At 59.9% G+C, this 16952-nt stretch carries 20 protein-coding genes; 10 read left to right on the top strand and 10 right to left on the bottom strand.

Features of this window, described 5'->3' with window-relative positions:
* The first annotated feature begins 253 nt into the window (after positions 1–253).
* The 3 genes from L904_RS02105 (at position 254) to L904_RS02095 (ending at position 2602) form a co-directional block, all read left to right on the top strand.
* A complete protein-coding gene (locus L904_RS02105) occupies positions 254–1180 on the top strand; it encodes a sulfite exporter TauE/SafE family protein (RefSeq protein WP_003522786.1) in 927 nt (308 codons plus the stop codon).
* On the top strand, positions 1177–2004 hold the full coding sequence (locus L904_RS02100) for a TIGR02186 family protein (protein WP_035265149.1): 828 nt from the start codon (positions 1177–1179) through the stop codon (positions 2002–2004). Before L904_RS02105 ends, L904_RS02100 begins: the two co-directional genes overlap by 4 nt.
* A 160-nt stretch (positions 2005–2164) precedes the next feature.
* Positions 2165–2602 carry a universal stress protein gene (locus tag L904_RS02095; protein ID WP_035265148.1) on the top strand — a complete coding sequence of 146 codons (438 nt, stop codon included), beginning with the start codon at positions 2165–2167 and terminating at the stop codon, positions 2600–2602.
* Positions 2603–2650: 48 nt separating this feature from the next.
* Here the strand turns inward: L904_RS02095 and pdeM are convergent, their stop codons facing one another.
* Together pdeM and L904_RS02085 are read right to left on the bottom strand one after the other, a co-directional pair.
* Entirely contained in the window at positions 2651–3379 is a 729-nt protein-coding gene (gene pdeM, locus L904_RS02090) for a ligase-associated DNA damage response endonuclease PdeM (RefSeq protein WP_035265147.1), read from the bottom strand.
* 34 nt (positions 3380–3413) lie between these two features.
* Positions 3414–5933: a ligase-associated DNA damage response DEXH box helicase gene (locus tag L904_RS02085; protein ID WP_051671948.1), complete on the bottom strand. Its 2520-nt coding sequence runs from the start codon at positions 5931–5933 to the stop codon at positions 3414–3416.
* A gap of 121 nt (positions 5934–6054) precedes the next feature.
* On the opposite strand from L904_RS02085, the gene L904_RS02080 reads away from it, so the two are divergent.
* Both L904_RS02080 and L904_RS02075 read left to right on the top strand, forming a co-directional pair.
* Complete coding sequence (locus tag L904_RS02080; protein WP_003519926.1) at positions 6055–6558, top strand: Rrf2 family transcriptional regulator; 504 nt, start codon at positions 6055–6057, stop codon at positions 6556–6558.
* 98 nt (positions 6559–6656) lie between these two features.
* Complete coding sequence (locus L904_RS02075) at positions 6657–7118, top strand: carboxymuconolactone decarboxylase family protein (protein ID WP_035265145.1); 462 nt, start codon at positions 6657–6659, stop codon at positions 7116–7118.
* Positions 7119–7144: 26 nt separating this feature from the next.
* Here L904_RS02075 and L904_RS02070 read toward each other — a convergent pair whose 3' ends face one another.
* From L904_RS02070 to L904_RS02060, 3 genes are all read right to left on the bottom strand, one after another.
* A complete protein-coding gene (locus tag L904_RS02070; protein ID WP_035265143.1) occupies positions 7145–7786 on the bottom strand; it encodes a YitT family protein in 642 nt (213 codons plus the stop codon).
* Positions 7787–7858: 72 nt separating this feature from the next.
* A complete protein-coding gene (locus tag L904_RS02065; protein WP_035236585.1) occupies positions 7859–8470 on the bottom strand; it encodes a YitT family protein in 612 nt (203 codons plus the stop codon).
* Positions 8471–8604: 134 nt separating this feature from the next.
* Positions 8605–9546 carry a class I SAM-dependent methyltransferase gene (locus L904_RS02060; protein ID WP_035265140.1) on the bottom strand — a complete coding sequence of 314 codons (942 nt, stop codon included), beginning with the start codon at positions 9544–9546 and terminating at the stop codon, positions 8605–8607.
* A gap of 168 nt (positions 9547–9714) precedes the next feature.
* On the opposite strand from L904_RS02060, the gene L904_RS02055 reads away from it, so the two are divergent.
* Together L904_RS02055 and L904_RS02050 are read left to right on the top strand one after the other, a co-directional pair.
* Positions 9715–9981, top strand: a complete 267-nt coding sequence (locus L904_RS02055) for a DUF6460 domain-containing protein (protein WP_003493739.1) — start codon at positions 9715–9717, stop codon at positions 9979–9981.
* A gap of 1 nt (position 9982) precedes the next feature.
* A complete protein-coding gene (locus tag L904_RS02050; RefSeq protein WP_003519931.1) occupies positions 9983–10480 on the top strand; it encodes a CAP domain-containing protein in 498 nt (165 codons plus the stop codon).
* A 221-nt stretch (positions 10481–10701) separates the two neighbouring features.
* Here L904_RS02050 and L904_RS27515 read toward each other — a convergent pair whose 3' ends face one another.
* Positions 10702–11010: a hypothetical protein gene (locus L904_RS27515; protein WP_051671947.1), complete on the bottom strand. Its 309-nt coding sequence runs from the start codon at positions 11008–11010 to the stop codon at positions 10702–10704.
* Positions 11011–11133: 123 nt separating this feature from the next.
* Here L904_RS27515 and L904_RS02040 point away from each other — a divergent pair, with 123 nt between their 5' ends.
* The gene (locus L904_RS02040) at positions 11134–11463 is read left to right on the top strand and encodes a helix-turn-helix domain-containing protein (protein WP_035265137.1); all 330 of its coding nucleotides are present in this window, start codon (positions 11134–11136) and stop codon (positions 11461–11463) included.
* A gap of 194 nt (positions 11464–11657) precedes the next feature.
* Here the strand turns inward: L904_RS02040 and L904_RS02035 are convergent, their stop codons facing one another.
* Entirely contained in the window at positions 11658–12749 is a 1092-nt protein-coding gene (locus tag L904_RS02035) for a quinone-dependent dihydroorotate dehydrogenase (RefSeq protein WP_035265134.1), read from the bottom strand.
* A complete protein-coding gene (locus L904_RS02030; protein ID WP_035265130.1) occupies positions 12749–13102 on the bottom strand; it encodes a DUF952 domain-containing protein in 354 nt (117 codons plus the stop codon). The genes L904_RS02035 and L904_RS02030 overlap by 1 nt, the downstream gene beginning before the upstream one ends.
* Before the next feature lie 243 nt (positions 13103–13345).
* On the opposite strand from L904_RS02030, the gene L904_RS02025 reads away from it, so the two are divergent.
* Both L904_RS02025 and L904_RS02020 read left to right on the top strand, forming a co-directional pair.
* On the top strand, positions 13346–13996 hold the full coding sequence (locus tag L904_RS02025; RefSeq protein ID WP_035265127.1) for a response regulator transcription factor: 651 nt from the start codon (positions 13346–13348) through the stop codon (positions 13994–13996).
* Between the two features lie 112 nt (positions 13997–14108).
* The gene (locus L904_RS02020; protein WP_003519935.1) at positions 14109–14759 is read left to right on the top strand and encodes a helix-turn-helix transcriptional regulator; all 651 of its coding nucleotides are present in this window, start codon (positions 14109–14111) and stop codon (positions 14757–14759) included.
* 55 nt (positions 14760–14814) lie between these two features.
* Here the strand turns inward: L904_RS02020 and L904_RS02015 are convergent, their stop codons facing one another.
* Positions 14815–15567 carry a polysaccharide deacetylase family protein gene (locus tag L904_RS02015; protein WP_035265125.1) on the bottom strand — a complete coding sequence of 251 codons (753 nt, stop codon included), beginning with the start codon at positions 15565–15567 and terminating at the stop codon, positions 14815–14817.
* A 26-nt stretch (positions 15568–15593) separates the two neighbouring features.
* Positions 15594–16889 carry a Wzy-type polysaccharide biosynthesis protein UppY gene (gene uppY / locus L904_RS02010; protein ID WP_035265177.1) on the bottom strand — a complete coding sequence of 432 codons (1296 nt, stop codon included), beginning with the start codon at positions 16887–16889 and terminating at the stop codon, positions 15594–15596.
* Positions 16890–16952 lie beyond the last annotated feature (63 nt).

The raw sequence follows: 16952 nt of genomic DNA, 5'->3' as shown, positions 1-16952 counted from the left end.
ACCGGCGAAGCGGCCCCTAGGCCGCTTTCGCTCAGCCCGGCGCAGGAATGTGGCCGGCTGCCGACACACGGCCGCTATCTTTCCAAATTATCAACGTATTTACCGTTGAATGTTGACAGGTCAGGCCCTCGCGGGCATGACGAATGAAGGCCGGGCATGCCCGGTCTTTTCAGACAGAAAGTGTAAATCGCGGCGCGGCCCCCTCACCCGGACAAGCCCTGCCGCCCGGAACCATTTGCCCGAGGTCCGAGCCGTGACTGTCTATCTGCCGATCGCAGAACTGTCGGTGAATATTTTCATCATTCTCGGCATGGGCGCGGCCGTCGGTTTTCTTTCCGGCATGTTCGGCGTGGGCGGCGGCTTTCTGATTACACCGCTTCTGATTTTCTACAATATTCCGCCTGTGGTGGCCGTGGCGACGGGTGCAAACCAGGTGGTCGCCTCCTCCGTATCAGGCTCGATCACGCATTTCCGGCGCGGCACGCTCGACGTCAAGCTCGGCAGCGTGCTGCTTGTGGGCGGCCTGGTGGGGGCGACGGTCGGCGTATGGATATTCTCCTTCCTGCGCAGCATCGGCCAGCTCGATCTCATCGTGTCGCTGCTCTACGTCATCCTGCTCGGCACCGTCGGCGGGCTGATGCTGAAGGAAAGCATTTCGGCGCTTCGCCGCGCGGCCCGCAACGAAACCGTGACGCTGCGCCGGCCGGGCCATCACAACTGGGTGCACCGCCTGCCGCTGAAAATGCGGTTCAAGAAATCGAAGATCTATCTCAGCATCATTCCCATCGTCACGCTGGGTTTCGGCATCGGCATCCTCACCTCGATCATGGGTGTGGGCGGCGGCTTCATCATGGTGCCGGCGATGATCTATCTCTTACGCATACCCACCAGCGTGGTTGTCGGCACCTCGCTTTTCCAGATCATTTTCGTAACCGCCTATACGACCGTGGTTCAGGCGGCGACCAACTATTCCGTCGATGTGGTGCTGGCCTTCATCCTGATGGTGGCGGGCGTCATCGGCGCGCAATACGGCGTGCGCGTCGGCCAGAAACTGCGCGGCGAACAGCTGCGCGCCCTGCTTGCGCTTCTCGTTCTCGCTGTTGCGCTTCGCCTTGCCGTATCGCTGGTGGTGCGACCCGAAGACCTGTTTTCGGTTGCCGTCGGGGGGTTAGGTTATTGACCCGCCATTTGCTGCTTGCCGCCCTTGCACTGGCCTCATGTCTCACTTTCGGGCAGACCGCTTCGGCCCAGACGCCGCCGCTTGCCCTGCCGCCCGGCCCGCAGCAGCGATCCCTGCTGGAAAATATCGAAATCGGCGCATCGACGACCGAAATTCCAATTGCTTCCGATTTTCGCGGCGCGGATTTCACGCTTTTCGGCGCGCTGAACAATACCGACCAGTTGCTGCTCGCCATCGGGCAATACGACATTGTCGTGACGCTCGAGGGTCCGAGCGACTATATGACCGTGCGCAAGAAGGAACGCGTGGCGGGCATTTGGATCAATACCAGCGCCATCACCTTCACGCCGCTGCCGGAATCCTATTCCATGGCCAGCACGCGCAATATCAGCGATGTCGCCTCGCCCGGAACGCTCCGCGCCATGGGGCTTGGCGTCGACCATCTGTCACTGAAAAGCGCGGTCTTTTCCGGCGTGCCCGACAACGTCTTCGATTTTCAGGAAGCCTATCGGCGTCTGAAGCTTTCCAGCGGCATCTATCGCAACGACACGACCGGGGTGCGGCTGGAACGCACCGGCCTGTTCTGGGCGACTTTGCGCCTGCCGGCCAACGTGCCGAACGGCGTGCACACCGCCCGCGCCTATCTCTTCAAGAGCGGCAAATTCATCGCCCAGCGCGAACTGAAACTACGCGTCGTCAAGACCGGCATGGAACAGGCGATCACCGACGCCGCGCATCAGACGCCGCTTGCCTATGGTGCGCTCTGCGTTCTGCTCGCCGTCGTGACCGGCTGGGGCGCCAGCATCATCTTCCGCAAGGACTGATTGGTTTTCATCCCGCAAAAGAGAGCGTCTGCCGCCCCTGTCGGCAAAGATAGCATTCGCTTCCGTCATCGGTTTGCAGTAAAATTCAAGGCCTTACAATCATACGTGCAGCTCCAGGCGAGCATGTGTGGTTGTGACCGGGATGAAAAGGAGAAATGTCATGTTCAAGCACATTCTCATTCCCACCGATGGCTCGCCGCTGGCGCAGATCGCAATCGACCAAGGGTTCGCTCTCGCCAAGGAGGCAGGCGCAAAGGTGACCGTCGTGACGGTATCGGAACCCTTTCACGTGATTGCCAGCGATGTCGAGGACATTGCCGCAATTGCCGAAGAAGAATTCCACCGCTGCGAGGAAGCGGAACATCTGCTGAGGGATACGCAGGCGCAGGCCACTTCCATGGGGCTGAATTGCGAAGCGCTGCTGGCGCGAGCGGGAAGGCCCGACGAGGCGATCATCGAAGCCGCCAACAGGAGCGGCTGCGATCTCATCGCCATGGCCTCGCACCGACGCAGGAGCTTCGTGGAGATGCTGCTCGGCAGTGTCACGGCCAAGGTGCTGAAGAATTCGAAGATACCGGTGCTGGTCTACCGGCAATAGGGCATTTCCAGTAAAGCTGCGTTGCGGTTTTACGTCCGGAAGAGACGCTCAGCCGAGAAGATTTGAAAACCGCACCGAATAGATGCGGTCCCTCCCCATCAGATGCGCGACGAGAGCGGCATGATCGAACAGGCCGCGCATGGCCTTGTGCCGCAAATCCAGCCCGCCGCTCATGACACCGAAAGCCGGCATCAACAGACGTGAACCGTCGGTGGCGAAACAGGGCCGCCGCACCGTCTTTTCGCGGCGGCGGACCGTGGCGGAGGGATGCAGATGCCCGGCGATTTCGCCGGCGGCATCGCCCGGCTTCGGCTCGTGGCGGAAGACGAGAGTGCTGTAAAACATCTCGTCTACCGAAGAGCCCGGCAGATCGACCGTTCCGTCGGGATCGTGATTGCCGTTGATCCATATCCATTCGCGGCCACGGGCCATGTCGCGGATGAGCTCGCGCAACGGCAGCGGCAGATGCTCGGAACCGACGCGGTCGTGGAAATTGTCGCCAAGGCTGACGACGATCTTCGGATCGTAACGGCTGACGAGGGAGGAGAGGATTTTAAGCGTGGCGATGGTGTCGTAAGGCGGCAGCATGCGTCCGCGCCTTGCAAAAGCCGCGCCCTTTTCCAGATGCAGATCGGAAACGACGAGCAGCGACAGGTCCGGGAGGTAAAGCCCGCCCAAAGGATCGCACCAGGCGGCGACGCCGTTCACGACGGTTTCGCTGCCGAGGCATTCGAAGCCATTGGAAAACCTGTCGCTCAATGTCAGCCGGCTCAGCACTTTTGCCTTTGTTCCTTCATTCCGCCCAGATGTTTCAGGACATGGCCTCGGCGATCAGCTCGTCGGCGGCCTCGGCCAGCACATCGTCCATCGCCTCACCCGCCACCGTCTCGCGACCAATTTCCAACATGACCGGAACGGCGAGCGGCGAGACATGTTCCAACGCGCAATGGGTGGTGTGACCCTTGATTCGCCTCAGCATATCGCCAAGACGGCCAATGTCCAAAAGTCCCGCCGCGGCATCGCGCCGCGTCGCTTCCATCAGGATATGATCCGGCTCATGGCTGCGAAGAACGTCATAAATAAGATCGGCGGAGACCGTGACCTGACGACCAGTCTTTTCCTTGCCGGGATGGCGGCGTTCGATCAGCCCGGAAATGACGGCGCAATTGCGGAAGGTGCGCTTCAGCATGAAGGATTCGTCCAGCCACGCCTCCAGATCGTCGCCGAGCATGTCCTCGTCCAGCAGGTCTGCAAGCGACAGGCGGCGGGATTTCAGCCGTCTGCCGATATCTTCCATGGCCCAGATGGCAAGCGAATAATCGGTGGCGACAAAGCCCATGGGCTTTGCGCCCACCCGCTCCAGCCGGCGCGTCAAAAGCATGCCGAGCGTCTGGTGCGCCAAGCGCCCCTCGAAGGGATACATGACCATGAAGAAGCGCTTGCGGAAGGGGAAGGTCTCCACCAGCAGTTCGTCGCGCTTGGGAATGATCGACTTTTCCTTCTGGATCGCCAGCCAGTCGCGCACCTGATCCGGCAGGGCATGCCAGCGCGTCGGGTCTGCCAGCATGGAGCGCACCTGATCCGCTAGGTAGGTGGAGAGCGGGAACTTGCCGCCAGCATAGGAGGGAATTTTCGGGTCCATGGAGAAGGCCTGCGAGACCAGGCATTCATTCTCGCGTATACCTTCGAAACGCAGCACCTTGCCGGCGAAGAGGAAGGTATCGCCCTGCACCAGCTGCTCGAGGAAATATTCCTCGACCTTGCCGAGCGACATGCCGCCGCGCCCGACCGTGCCTTTGGCATTGCGCTTGACCATGCGGACATTGAGTTCCGCCGCCTCGACGATGGTGCCGAGGTTCAGGCGATATTGTTGCGCGACCGCCGGATTGGAGACGCGCCAGCGGCCGTCCTTCATCTGGCGGATGCGGGCGTAACGCTCATAGGTGCGCAGCGCGTAACCGCCGGTGGCGGTGAAATCCACCACCCGGTCGAAGGTGGCGCGCGGCAGGTCGGCATAGGGCGAGGCGCTGGTTACTTCGCGATAGAGATCATCCGCATCGAAGGGCTCGGCGCAGGCCATGCCAAGTATGTGCTGGGCGAGAACATCGAGCGCGCCCTCGGCAATCGGCGGCGTGTCCTGCGCGCCGATGTAGTTGGCATCCAGTGCGGCGCGGCACTCCATCACCTCGAAGCGGTTGGCGGGAACGAGGATCGCCTTTGACGGCTCGTCCATACGATGATTGGCGCGGCCGATGCGCTGGGCCAGGCGGCTTGCGCCCTTCGGCGCGCCGACATGCACGACGAGGTCGACATCGCCCCAGTCTATGCCGAGATCGAGCGTGGAGGTGGCGACGACGGCGCGCAATTTGTTTTCCGCCATGGCCGCTTCCACCCTGCGGCGCTGGCCGGCATCCAGCGAACCGTGATGCAGCGCAATCGGCAGATTGTCGTCATTGATGGTCCAGAGTTCCTGGAAGATCAGCTCCGCCTGCGAGCGGGTGTTGACGAAGATCAGCGTCGTCTGATGGTCCTTCAGCGCGGCATATAGATCCTTCATGGCGTAACGCGCCGAATGGCCGGACCATGGGATGCGCTCTTCCGTACTCAGGATGGAGATATCCGGCTTTGCCCCACCCTCGACGGTGATGAGACCGGCGGGCGGCTCATCCTGCCCCTGCGGCGCGAGATAACGGCGCAAATCCGTCGGCTCCGCCACCGTGGCCGAAAGGCCGATGAAGCGCACATCGGGCGCATGCCGGCGCACACGGGCGAGCGCCAGTGCCAGCAGATGGCCGCGTTTGGAGGTGACGAGCGAATGCAGCTCGTCGAGCACCACATATTTCAGGTCACGGAAAAAGCGCTCGGCCTCCTTGTTGGCGAGCAGAAGAGAGACCTGCTCCGGCGTCGTCAGTAGAATATCCGGCGGCTTGACCTTCTGGCGCTGACGTTTGCCCTGCGGCGTATCGCCGGTGCGCGTCTCGATGGAAATCGGCAGGCCCATTTCGGAGACGGGTCTGGTGAGGTTGCGTTCGATATCCACCGCCAGCGCCTTGAGCGGCGAGATATAGAGCGTGTGCACGCCGACGAAGCCCGAGCCTGCCGGCACCTTGCCGCGTTCCGCCAGATCGGTGAGCGAGGCCATGAAGCCGCCCAGCGTCTTGCCGGCGCCCGTCGGCGCGATCAGCAGCATGTTTTCACCGCCGCGTGCGCGCGCCATCAACTCCAATTGATGCGCGCGCGGCGACCACCCCTTTTCGGCAAACCATTTCTGGAATGGAAGGGGCAAAGCGCCGACATGCGTGCCGGAAATGGGAGACTCGGTGTGTTTCACAACTTCAAAGTAGTGAAAAAGCTGCAAAAAAGAAGGGCGGAACGGGACCGCTTGACAGAAAGCATAATCACGGATAAATTTTATCCACGATACTGAAACAAACCGCACAGGGACAAGTCGGATGAAACTCGGCGACGGCGTGGAACAGGCCATTCACAGCGTGGGCATGCTGGCGGGGCTTTCCGAAGGCGGCGTGCTGTCTGCAGCGGCGCTGGCCGAATTTCACGGCGTTTCCACCAGCTATCTGCTGAAGCATCTCCAGTCGCTGTCCAATGCCGGGATTGTCGCCACCGTGCCGGGGCCGAAGGGAGGTTACCGTCTGGCCCGGGCGACCGACAGGATCACCCTGCTCGATATCGTGCTGGCTGTCGAAGGGCCGCAACCTGCCTTCCGCTGCGCGGAAATCCGCCAGCGCGGGCCAAACCCCTTGCCGGGGCGTTATTTCACCAAGCCCTGCGGCATCAATGCCGCGATGCTGAAAGCGGAGAAGGCCTATCGGGCCGAACTCGCCAAAACCACCATCGCCGACATTCTGGGCGACCTTGCCGCCAATGACGATGGCGGGATTGCCGCGCGTGGCTGCGCCTTTCTGGAGCTGAACGAGCGCAAAACAGCAACGCGCTGAGACCCGAAAAGACAGGATCACCGAAATACCGGAAGCCTCACGGCTTTCCGGATCGATAACGCATGTCCTCAAACAGACCCCAACCAATGGAGAGACCTATGAAAACCCGTATCAACTATGCCAAAGCATCCCCCGAAGCCTTCAAGGCCGTCATGGCTCTGGAGAATTACGTTCAGGGCAGCGGGCTGGAGCGCCGTTTCGTTCACCTCATCAAGCTGCGTGCCTCGATCATCAACGGCTGCGCTTTCTGTGTGGACATGCATGTGAAGGAGAGCCGCCATGACGGGCTTTCCGAACAATGGATCAACCTGATGAGCGTGTGGCGGGAATCCCCCGTTTATACCCAGCAGGAACGGGCGCTGCTCGGCTGGGTGGACGCGGTGACGAAGATTGCCAAAACCGGCGCCCCGGATGACGCCTTCGAGGCGCTGAAGGCGCATTTTTCCGATGAGGATATCGTGAAGATCACCGTCGCCATCGGCGCGATCAACACCTGGAACCGCATCGCCGTCGGCTTCCGCTCGCAGCATCCGGTCGATGCGGCTGCGAAGGCGGCGTGACCTCTTAAACCCAAAATGGGCGGCCGCTACATGGCGATGTAGCGGTCGTTCCTGTGATTGATGGCAAGCGTGAGGTTCATGACCAGCGCGCCGAGGACGGAGCAGACGATGACGAAAGGTGTGGCCACGAAGAACGAGCAGACCAGCACCATGCCATCAAAGGCGAGTTGCACGAGGCCTGCACGCCAGCCGAAACGATCCTGAAGATAAAGCGCGAGGATACCAAAACCGCCGAGACTGGTGCGATGACGGAACAGCGCCAGCATGCCGGCCGCGACGGTTAATCCGCCAAAGAGAGCCGCAGCAACCGGATTGATGCTCTGAAAGGCGAAGAAACCAGGCATATATTCCGACAGCAGCGCCGTCATGGCGATGGCGCAGAAGGTCTTGACCGTGAAGGCAAGGCCGAGGCGACGGAAGGCGAGATAATAAAACGGCAGATTGACGAGGAAGAACACCGCGCCGAAGCTGAAGCCGGTGGAATAATGCGCCAGAAAGGCAAGGCCGACGGTGCCACCGGTGAGCAGGCCCGCGGCAGAAAGCAGTGTCACACCGAGCGAGACGAGCATGCTGCCGGCCAGAACGCCCTGAGCATCCTCCAGCAGCGAATGACGATCGGGCGCGGAAGCCCAGATATTCAAGCGCTTGCGTGCAGTCGTATCGACCATGCCTGTTCCCCTGATTTTCCGGCCTCTGTCGAGCTATTGCGCAAAAGCGCGACGGATTTCAACCGCTGTCGCTCAGCGCACGACGATATATCTGTCCGAGCGGTGATTGATGGCCAGAAACATGTTGAGGACAAAGGCGCCGACAATCGAATAAACGACGGTCGCCGGATCGATAACGAGGAAGGCGCAGAGCATCACGAAGGCATCGAAGGCGAGCTGGATGAGACCGGCGCGGATGCCGAAGCGATCCTGAATATAAATGGCGAGAATGCCGATGCCGCCAAGGCTGGCGCGGTGGCGATAAAGAGCCAGCAAGCCGTAACCCAGAAGCAGACCGCCAAGCAGCGCCGCCCAGAGCGGGTTGATGCTGTCGATCACCATCCAGCGCGCTTCCACTTCCGTCAGCACCGAAACAAGGCCGATGGCGATGAAGGTCTTGAAGGAAAAGGCAAGACCGAGGCGGCGGAAGGACAGGTAATAAAACGGCAGATTGACGAGGAAGAACAGGAGGCCGAAGCTGATGCCGAAAGCATAATGCAGGAGAAAGGCGACGCCGGCGGTGCCGCCGGTCAGAAGGCCGACCTTGTTCAGAAGATAAAAGCCGAGCGCCGAGACGATGGCACCGGTGACGATGCCCTGCACGTCTTCGACCGGCGCATGTTTGGCCGGATCGGAACTCCACATGCCGTAAACGCTTCTCGTTCTGCTCACGCTTTTTTCCTCAGCTTCAGGCATATTTTGCACTGCAAAAAACATCTGAGCAAGATGGATACGTAAGGAAGCCTGACCTATCGCGAAAATGGCAAGAAACGGAATGTTCAGGCTTTGGCACGGGCAAGAAAAAGAATGCCGGAAAGGGGTTTTCCGGCATCCTTGCGAATGGTGGTTTTGCTAATTTCGATGAGAGAAAAGCCCGTCCGCTCAAGAAGCTCGGTCACATAGCTCTTCGAATGGGCGTAACGAAGGGATTCCCGAAGCACGAAACCGTCTTCATCCCCCGCATCCTCCACCGAAAAGGCGAAAAAGCCTGAAGGCGAAAGCAGGGCGGAAACGAGCGGCATGACGGTTTCGAGACTGCCGAGATACATCATCACATCGGCGGCGGCCACAAGGCCGGCGCGGTGCTGCGCAAGCGTGGAGGTGAAGAGCCCCGAGGCTTCCGGCTCCAGCGAAAGATCGGCCTGGTCGAGATGATCGTAAAGCCCCTTTTCCTCCGCCTTGGCCAGCATGTTCTGGGAAATATCGAAACCTTCCAGCCGGTTTGCGAAGGTGCGGATTTCAACGCCAAGGAGACCGGTGCCGCAGCCAATATCGACAATGGTGTCGAACACGCCGCTTCCCGCCGCCTTGCCGATCAGTTCCGCCAGCTTTTGCGGCACGCTGTAATCCAGCTTTTCCAAAAGCGAGGTTTCGAAACGGTCGGCATAATCGTCGAAGAGCCCTTCCACATAGCGGCTCGGCGGTTGCTCGGGCGTTTCGGCGGCGCCGAGAACCGCGAGTTTCAGCTCGGCTGCAAACAGTCCTTCGGTGTCCAGTTCGGCGACTTTCCCGTAGGCCGCCACGGCTTTTTCCGTTTCGCCCGCTTTTTCGTGATATTCCCCGAAGCGAAACCAGCCCGCCGTCCACCGCGGCGCAAGCTCCAGCGCCTGTTCCATGAGTTCGGCGGCAGCGGGAAAGTCACCGCTCTCCGCCAGCATGCGGGCATAGTCCGCCCGGCGGTCGGCAATGACGTCACCGGAAGAAAACTGGTTTGGGGCCATTCAAGATTCCTGAGAAGATGTCGGCTGTCATTTATCAAGCCATAAAAAAACTCAAGTCCTATTTCATGGCGGCCTCGTGGAATTGGCGAATTTGACGCGATATAGTGCGGCGAAACTTGCATCGAAGCGTCGTGCTTCATATGTCAGGACAAAACAGGAGACGTGCTGATGGCCGGTGAGGTCAACAAAATGCTGGGTGACACGGTGGCCCGTACCGTGGTGAAGCTGCTGGTGGTTTCATTGCTCGTCGGCTTTCTGATGGCGATCTTCGGATTGACGCCATGGAACATCATCTACGGCGCGCGCGATTTCGTGGTCGACCTGTGGCGCAGCGGTTTCCATGCGCTGGGCGCAATCGGCGACTATCTAATCCTCGGGGCAACGATCGTCATTCCGGTTTTCATCATCCTGCGCCTCCTGAGCTACCGCCGCTGACATGACCCACTCCACGTTTCAAACGCTTTCACGGCGCGGCTTCGTGCTGCTTTCCGCCGGCTCCGTTCTTTCCGCCTGCGTTTCCATGCCCACCAACAAGGGCATGCCCTCCGGCACCCGCGACGAGACGGCGGCGGCGCTTCCCATGGTCAACGATCTGCGCCGCTCCAAGGGGCTTTCGCCGCTTGCCATCAATGGCGCGGCAAGCGGTGCTGCCGCCTATCAGGCCGGCCGCATGGTCAAGGCGCAGAAGATGGCGCATCTGATCGGCCTGACCGACAGTTTCCTGATCCGCATGAAAGACGGCAATGTGCCGCTTCCGGCAGCGGAAAACGTGGCCGCCGGGCAGGACAGCGTCGAGCGGGTGGTGAAGGCCTGGATCGGCTCACAACATCACCTCGAAAACATGCTCGGGCCCTATAACGGCCTCGGCGTCGCGGTCGCTTATGACGCGGCCAGCCGCAACCGGCCCTATTGGGCGATGGTGCTCTGCGCCTGAGATAGTGGTGGGGTTTTGGGCGGAAAACACTCATATTTTTCGCCATTCCGCCGGCTCCCTCCACACTCGACGTCATCCTCGGCCCTGTGCCGAGGATCTAATCACGTCCAATAAAATCAATCGGTTGCAGATCCTCGGGACAAGCCCGAGGATGACGGAGGAGAGGTTTGAGCCCCCCTTTTTAACAGCCGCCAGCGCTTGGATTATATAGACACGCCTCTTCAGCCAGCGGACAGCCCGTCGCCAGCCCTTAGTCTCCGATTGATCGCCTTGCGGACAAGCCGCCATTTCCCCTGTTCAAAACTCTGGCTGCGGTGCCAGGCCGCATATTCTTCCATCAGCGCCCATTCTTCTGGGTCATTGGGGTGATCCCGCATCACCTGCTCGGCAATCCCTTCGATTTCTGCACGGGGAGTGAATCGCGGCAGGAACACGGCCGCCCACAGGGTCCAGCAGATGGCAACGAGGATTGGCGATGCCGCCGCAGCGATTGCCAGCCATTTCCAAATGAGCAGAAGGAAATCCGACATAATTCGTAACCAACGGCGTATAAATCCATAATTCGTACTTATATTACGAATTATTTGACAATCGCAACATCGTTTCCTTCTTTTGGCGCGCTTCACCTCCGAATGTCATAGCGGAGGTACAGCTTGTCGCTTGCAATCATATTCGGAACAAATCTGCGTAATCTGCGTAAGGCGAAACACCTGACGCAGGCGGAGCTTGCCGAAAAGGCTTCACTATCGACCGAGATGATCAGCAGGATCGAGCGCGGCAACACCTCGCCATCTTTCATGACGATCGAAAAGTTGTCCGAAATATTGGATGTGCCGGAGGTCGTTTTTTTCGGCGTCGGGCTGGTTGTGACGACGGATAGCGAGAGGACCCGCATTCTTTCAAAGATTCAGACCAAGCTCTCGCGCCTGAACGAGGACCAGTTGGTCCGTGCCGACAGGATGCTGAGCGTGCTCACCGACTGAAAGCGGCCTCATACCTGCCAGACACGCCTGCGTCGTCCGATGAATAGCAAACGTCGACATACATCCCGACGTCATTCTCGGGCCTGTCCCGAGAATCTGCAACCGATTGATTTTATTCGACGTGACTAGATCCTCGGCACGGGGCCGAGGATGACGGATGAGAGGTTTGAGCGCCTTTTCGGTAAATCGTGCGCTCAGCCGAGCTTGCGATCCGCCCAGCGGTCCACCGCGCTGTCGCGCAGGTCGCGAATGGACTGTACGCCCTCGCGGGCGACCAGCTTCGACAGGCCCTTGACGATGGCCGAGGGCAGGCCGGGGCCTTCATAGACCATGCAGGAATAGAGCTGCACGAGATCGGCCCCTGCCCTCACCTTTTCCAAAGCTGTCTCTGCGGATGACACACCGCCGACGCCGATGATGGGCAGATTGCCGCCGACGCGGCGGCGCATCTTGGCGAGAACCGTGGTGGAAAGCTCGAAGAGCGGCTTGCCCGAGAGACCGCCTGCCTCGCCCTTGTGCGGGCCTGGCCTCAGACCTTCGCGGGAAAGCGTGGTGTTCGAAACGATCAGGCCATCGAGATCATGGGCGAGCGCCTCTTCGGCAACGTCGTCCAGCCCCTCTTCGGTCAGATCGGGCGCGATCTTGAGGAAGATCGGGATGCGTTTGCCGAAGCGTTCGGCTTCCACTTTCCGGCGCTCCAGCACGGCGGCGAGAAGCGCGGCAAGGCTTTCGCGCGCCTGAAGATCGCGCAGGCCGGGCGTGTTGGGCGAGGAAATATTGACGGTGAAATAGGATGCGACCGAATAAAATGCCTCGATGCCTTGCACATAGTCGGCGATGCGGTCTTCGCTATCCTTGTTGGCGCCGATATTGACGCCGACGATGCCGCGCAGCTTTGTCTGCTTCAGACGTTCCAGCGCAGCCGCATGGCCTTCATTGTTGAAGCCGAGGCGATTGATGACACCCTCATCCTCGACCAAACGGAAGATACGCGGCCTGGGATTGCCGGATTGCGCCTTGGGCGTGACGGTGCCGATTTCGGTAAAGCCGAAACCGAGCCTCAGAAGCGGCCCTGGCACTTCCGCATTCTTGTCGTAACCCGCCGCCATGCCGAGCGGATTGGGGAAGACGAGGCCAGCCACCGTCTGTTGCAGATGCGGATCGTGCGGCACCATGCAGGTGGGCAGGAAACCGCTTTTCAGCGCCGCAATGGACAGGCCATGCGCCTTTTCCGGATCGACCAGAAACAGGCCCTTGCGGCCGATAGAGGAAAATAATCCGCTCATCACAAAATCTCCGGGAACTGGTGCTGGCCGTCGTGACCGAGCGAAAGCGGCGTTTCCCAAAGCACGGCGGTCAGGGGAAGAGGCGCATAAAGATGCGGGAAAAGATCGCCGCCTCTGGAGGGTTCATAAACCAGCTTGTCGCCGAGGGCCGCGCCGTCGACCGCGATCAGAAGCAGATCGACCTGGCCGGAAAAATGCCGCGCGGCGGTCTCTGCCGCCTGTTTTGCCGTTGAAAAATGAATGAAGCCGTCGGTCAGGTCGATGGCCGCACCTTCGAAGACGCCCTTCGCCTTTGCCGCGCTCCATAACGTCTCCGGCACGATTTTATAGATGACCGCGGGCGTTTCCTGCATAGGGCTCTCCAAGGCTTTCCACTCAGCGGGATTTGCCGCAAAGCTCGAAGATTGTCCACAGTTTCCACGGCATTTTTATTGCGGAGAGCCTGAAAGACCGCCTGTCCACAAGCTTTTCCTTGTAATGCGGGACCGATTGGCGCAACCTTTGGCGGAGGAGCCGGACGTGTTTCGACCACCGGCAAATGGGAGTGAGCCAGTATCAGAAAAAGAACCGCATAACGCCCTTGGGAGGGGGCCAGAATGTCGGAACTTGTCATTATCATAGCAGATGACCACCCGCTTTTTCGCGGCGCCCTGAAACAGGCCGTATCCGGCCTCGACGGGCAACAGAGCATTATTGAAGCCGGGGATTTCGAGGCCGCCCGAAGTGCAGCCGCAGCGCGCAACGACGCCGATCTCATGCTTCTCGACCTCGCCATGCCGGGGGTGAGCGGATTTTCAGGCCTGATGGCGCTCCGGGCGGAATTCTCCAGCCTGCCGATCGTCATCGTTTCGGCAACGGACGATGCGACCACCGTGCGCCGCTCCATCGAACTCGGTGCTTCCGGTTTCATTTCCAAATCCTCCGGTATCGACGATATCAGGGACGGCATCCGTGCGGTTCTGGAAGGCGATGTCTGGATACCCGCAGGCCACCAGGGCGACAAGGAACAGGATCCTGACGTGGCCGATCTCATCGGCAGGCTCAGAACGCTGACGCCGCAGCAAAGCCGGGTTCTGGGCATGCTGGCCGAAGGGCTGCTGAACAAGCAGATCGCCTATGAGCTCAATGTTTCCGAAGCCACCATCAAGGCGCATGTCTCCGCGATCCTGCTGAAGCTCAAGGTCGACAGCCGCACCCAGGCGGTGATCCAGCTCGCCAAGATAAATACATCGGCCATGGTGGCCTAGAAAAGGATTTTATTCCTTTCCTTGCTTTACTCCTGACCGGATATGGTCTAGATTCCGGTCAGTAAACGACAGGAGCTTTTCCGCTATCGGCTCCACTTGCGGGCTTTCTATCATGCTGTCACACGAGACGATCTGGAGCGCCATCGATACGCTTGCCGAACGCCACCAGCTAACGCCTTCGGCATTGGCGAAGCGCGCCGGCCTCGATCCCACCTCGTTCAATAAATCGAAACGTTTCGGCCCGGATGGCCGCAAACGCTGGCCTTCGACGGAATCCGTCTCCAAGGTGCTGGAGGCGACGGGGGCAAGCGTCGACCAGTTTTTCGGTTATGCTTTCGGCAGGGCGCAGACCATGCAGCCTTCCGGCGCCGACAACGCCATTCCCCTGCTCGGTTTCGCGCAGGCGGGCTCCGGCGGTTTTTTCGACGATGGCGGCTTTCCGGCGGGTCAGGGCTGGGATGTGGTGGAATTCCCCTCCTCTCCCGAGCGCAGGCAGGGCGTCTATGCGCTGGAGGTGCAGGGCGAGAGCATGATGCCGCTCTACCGTGACGGCGACATCCTCATCGTTGAGCCCGGCGCACAGGTGCGGCGCGGCGACCGCGTGGTGCTGAAAAGCCGCGACGGCGAAGTGATGGCCAAGGTGCTGGCGCGGCAAAGCCCGAAAAACATCGAGCTTCTTTCGCTCAACCCGGAACATCCGAACCGCAGCTTCGACATGGCCGATGTGGAATGGATCGCCCGCATCATCTGGGCCAGCCAATAACCCGCAACTGCGTTTTCCGCGGTATCGACCGGGCACATGCGCTGAGAATATTCCTTTAAAGACCGAGTGTCCTTGCGGCGGCATCGACCGTCATGATCTTCGCACCGCCCGACACCGCCCTGCGGACGAGACCCTGAAATCTGCCTTCCGGACAACCGTAAAAGCTCGGCGTCTGCGAAACATCATGGGTGAAGATGATGAGCCAGCCGCCTTTTTGCAGAACATCCTCCAGCCAGCCATCGGCGGCGTCGAGATAGTTTTGATCCGAACGCAACTCGACCGCGGCAAGATTATGCGGGTCGACACTGCCCCGGTTGATCCCTGGCATGATGCCGCGCGCCGTCCTGAACCGGCGTCGCAGCAGCGGCTGCATGACCGGTGAAGCCATGCCGAAGGGAACGGAGAAATTGCGCCCATGGCGGCTTGCATCGAATGAGCCGAGCACGCGGTCATTGCGATCGAGATCCTCCTCCAGCCCCCGTCGGGAAAAGCTCGAGAGTTTGCGATGGGAAAAGGTATGGCAGGCAAGCTCATGGCCGGCTGCCGCCAGTTCCGAGCAGCCTTTCGCGGAAATCATCTGCTGCTGTTCATCGTATTGGTCGATAAACACGCCGGCGATGTAAAACGTGCCGCAAACGCCCTCGCTTTCCAGAATGCGCGCACCCGCCGTCCAGGCGCTTGCCGGCACATCGTCGAATGTGAAGGACACGATCGGTTCGGACGTTTCGATCCGCACCGCCGGTCCCGGGAAATAGCGCACCAGCCGGTTATTGATCCGGTCTGTAAAAGTCCCGATTTTTTGCGTCATACAAAGCCCCCCGGCCTGTCTGCAAATTACTGTCCCTCTTCGAGTATGTCGTAAGCCTGATGCCTCAAACAATAGATTGCGATTAGAAGAGAAGACCAGATAGGCCCGGTTCCGGTAAAGAAATTACTCTCTAAACACGAAGAAAGTAACGCATACACCCAGATTCTCGCAAAAAGTCGGGTCAGGCCCGGATCCGTGCCCTTATCCACCGCCGTGCGGAAATCGTTCGCGGGTATGATGACCAGCCAGATGACAGTGAGAATGAAGGCCGGCAGGCCGCCATTCAGCAGGCTTTCGATATAGCCATTATGGGCATGGAAGGCTGTGACCGCCCAGGTGCCGGCAATATCGGCCTGCGACAGAAGCCGGTCGCTCGTCCAGAATGCCTGGAACCCCTGCCCGAAGATCGGCGATTGCGCGAAAGTGTCGAAGGATAGCCGCCATATGTCCGTCCGCCCGGTGAAGGTGGAATCGATGCCCAGGCCTTCGACAAAATTCTGTATGCTTGGAAAATAAGTGGAGCCGACCGCGGATATGTTGATGAAGGCCAGAAGGCCGCCGATCATCAACAAAGTACGGTTGGCATGCCTTTCCATGATCCAGATCAGCGCCACGGTGACGGGCAACAGCATGGCCGCAGTTTTTCCGTTGGTCTTCCACAGGAAGAACCCTGCCAGCAGCGTGATGGCGAGGCCGCCCAGCGTCGACCAGGCATTGCGCAGGTAAAGCCCGATCATGAAGAGAATGATCATCGCCGGCGCGGCGGCATTCTTGTGATTGAAGATACCGCGCCAGTCACCCGCCAGCGCTTTTTCATCGAGATCATAGGGCTGATGAATCGAGCGCGAGCTGAGGAATATCACCCCCAGATAACACAGCGCCAAGAGAATGATGGCGAAGATGGCCATCATCCGGTCGAACTGTCGCCGGTCGCGCGGCATGACGACAAGGACGCTGGTGATGAAGCACAGGAGCGCCGTGAAGATCAAACGTTGCAGCGACGTGCCGGGCTGGGTTCCAACCACCGAGCATATCGCCAGCCAGAAGAACAGCAGCAGAATGGGCAGCCGCGGCCGCAGCAGAAGCCCCGTCAGCCGGTGGCGCAGCGCAAAAACGCCGAGGATCAATGCGATCACGAGGCCGGTCAGCTGGTTTGCGGCGGCGTGCGGCACGGGCGGTGCTGCGAGATTTTCGAAAGGCGCGACGGAAATCCAGATATAGAGCATGGTGGCGACGAAAAAAAACGCGTCGCGCCGGCTGCCGGCAAGGGAAATGGCGCTGCCTTGCGCAGAGACGGGCTGCGTATCAGCCAAACGCGGCATGGTCGCCTGCATCGAAAATGGATAGTCGGATCATTGGCCTGCCTTGTGACGAACAACGAAACC

The organism is Agrobacterium sp. LY4 (assembly GCF_001526585.1).
In the GTDB taxonomy this organism is placed as follows: Bacteria; Pseudomonadota; Alphaproteobacteria; order Rhizobiales; family Rhizobiaceae; genus Agrobacterium; species Agrobacterium leguminum.
The sequence above is the reverse complement of the archived record's forward strand: the minus strand, read 5'-3'. Positions and strand labels throughout refer to the sequence as shown.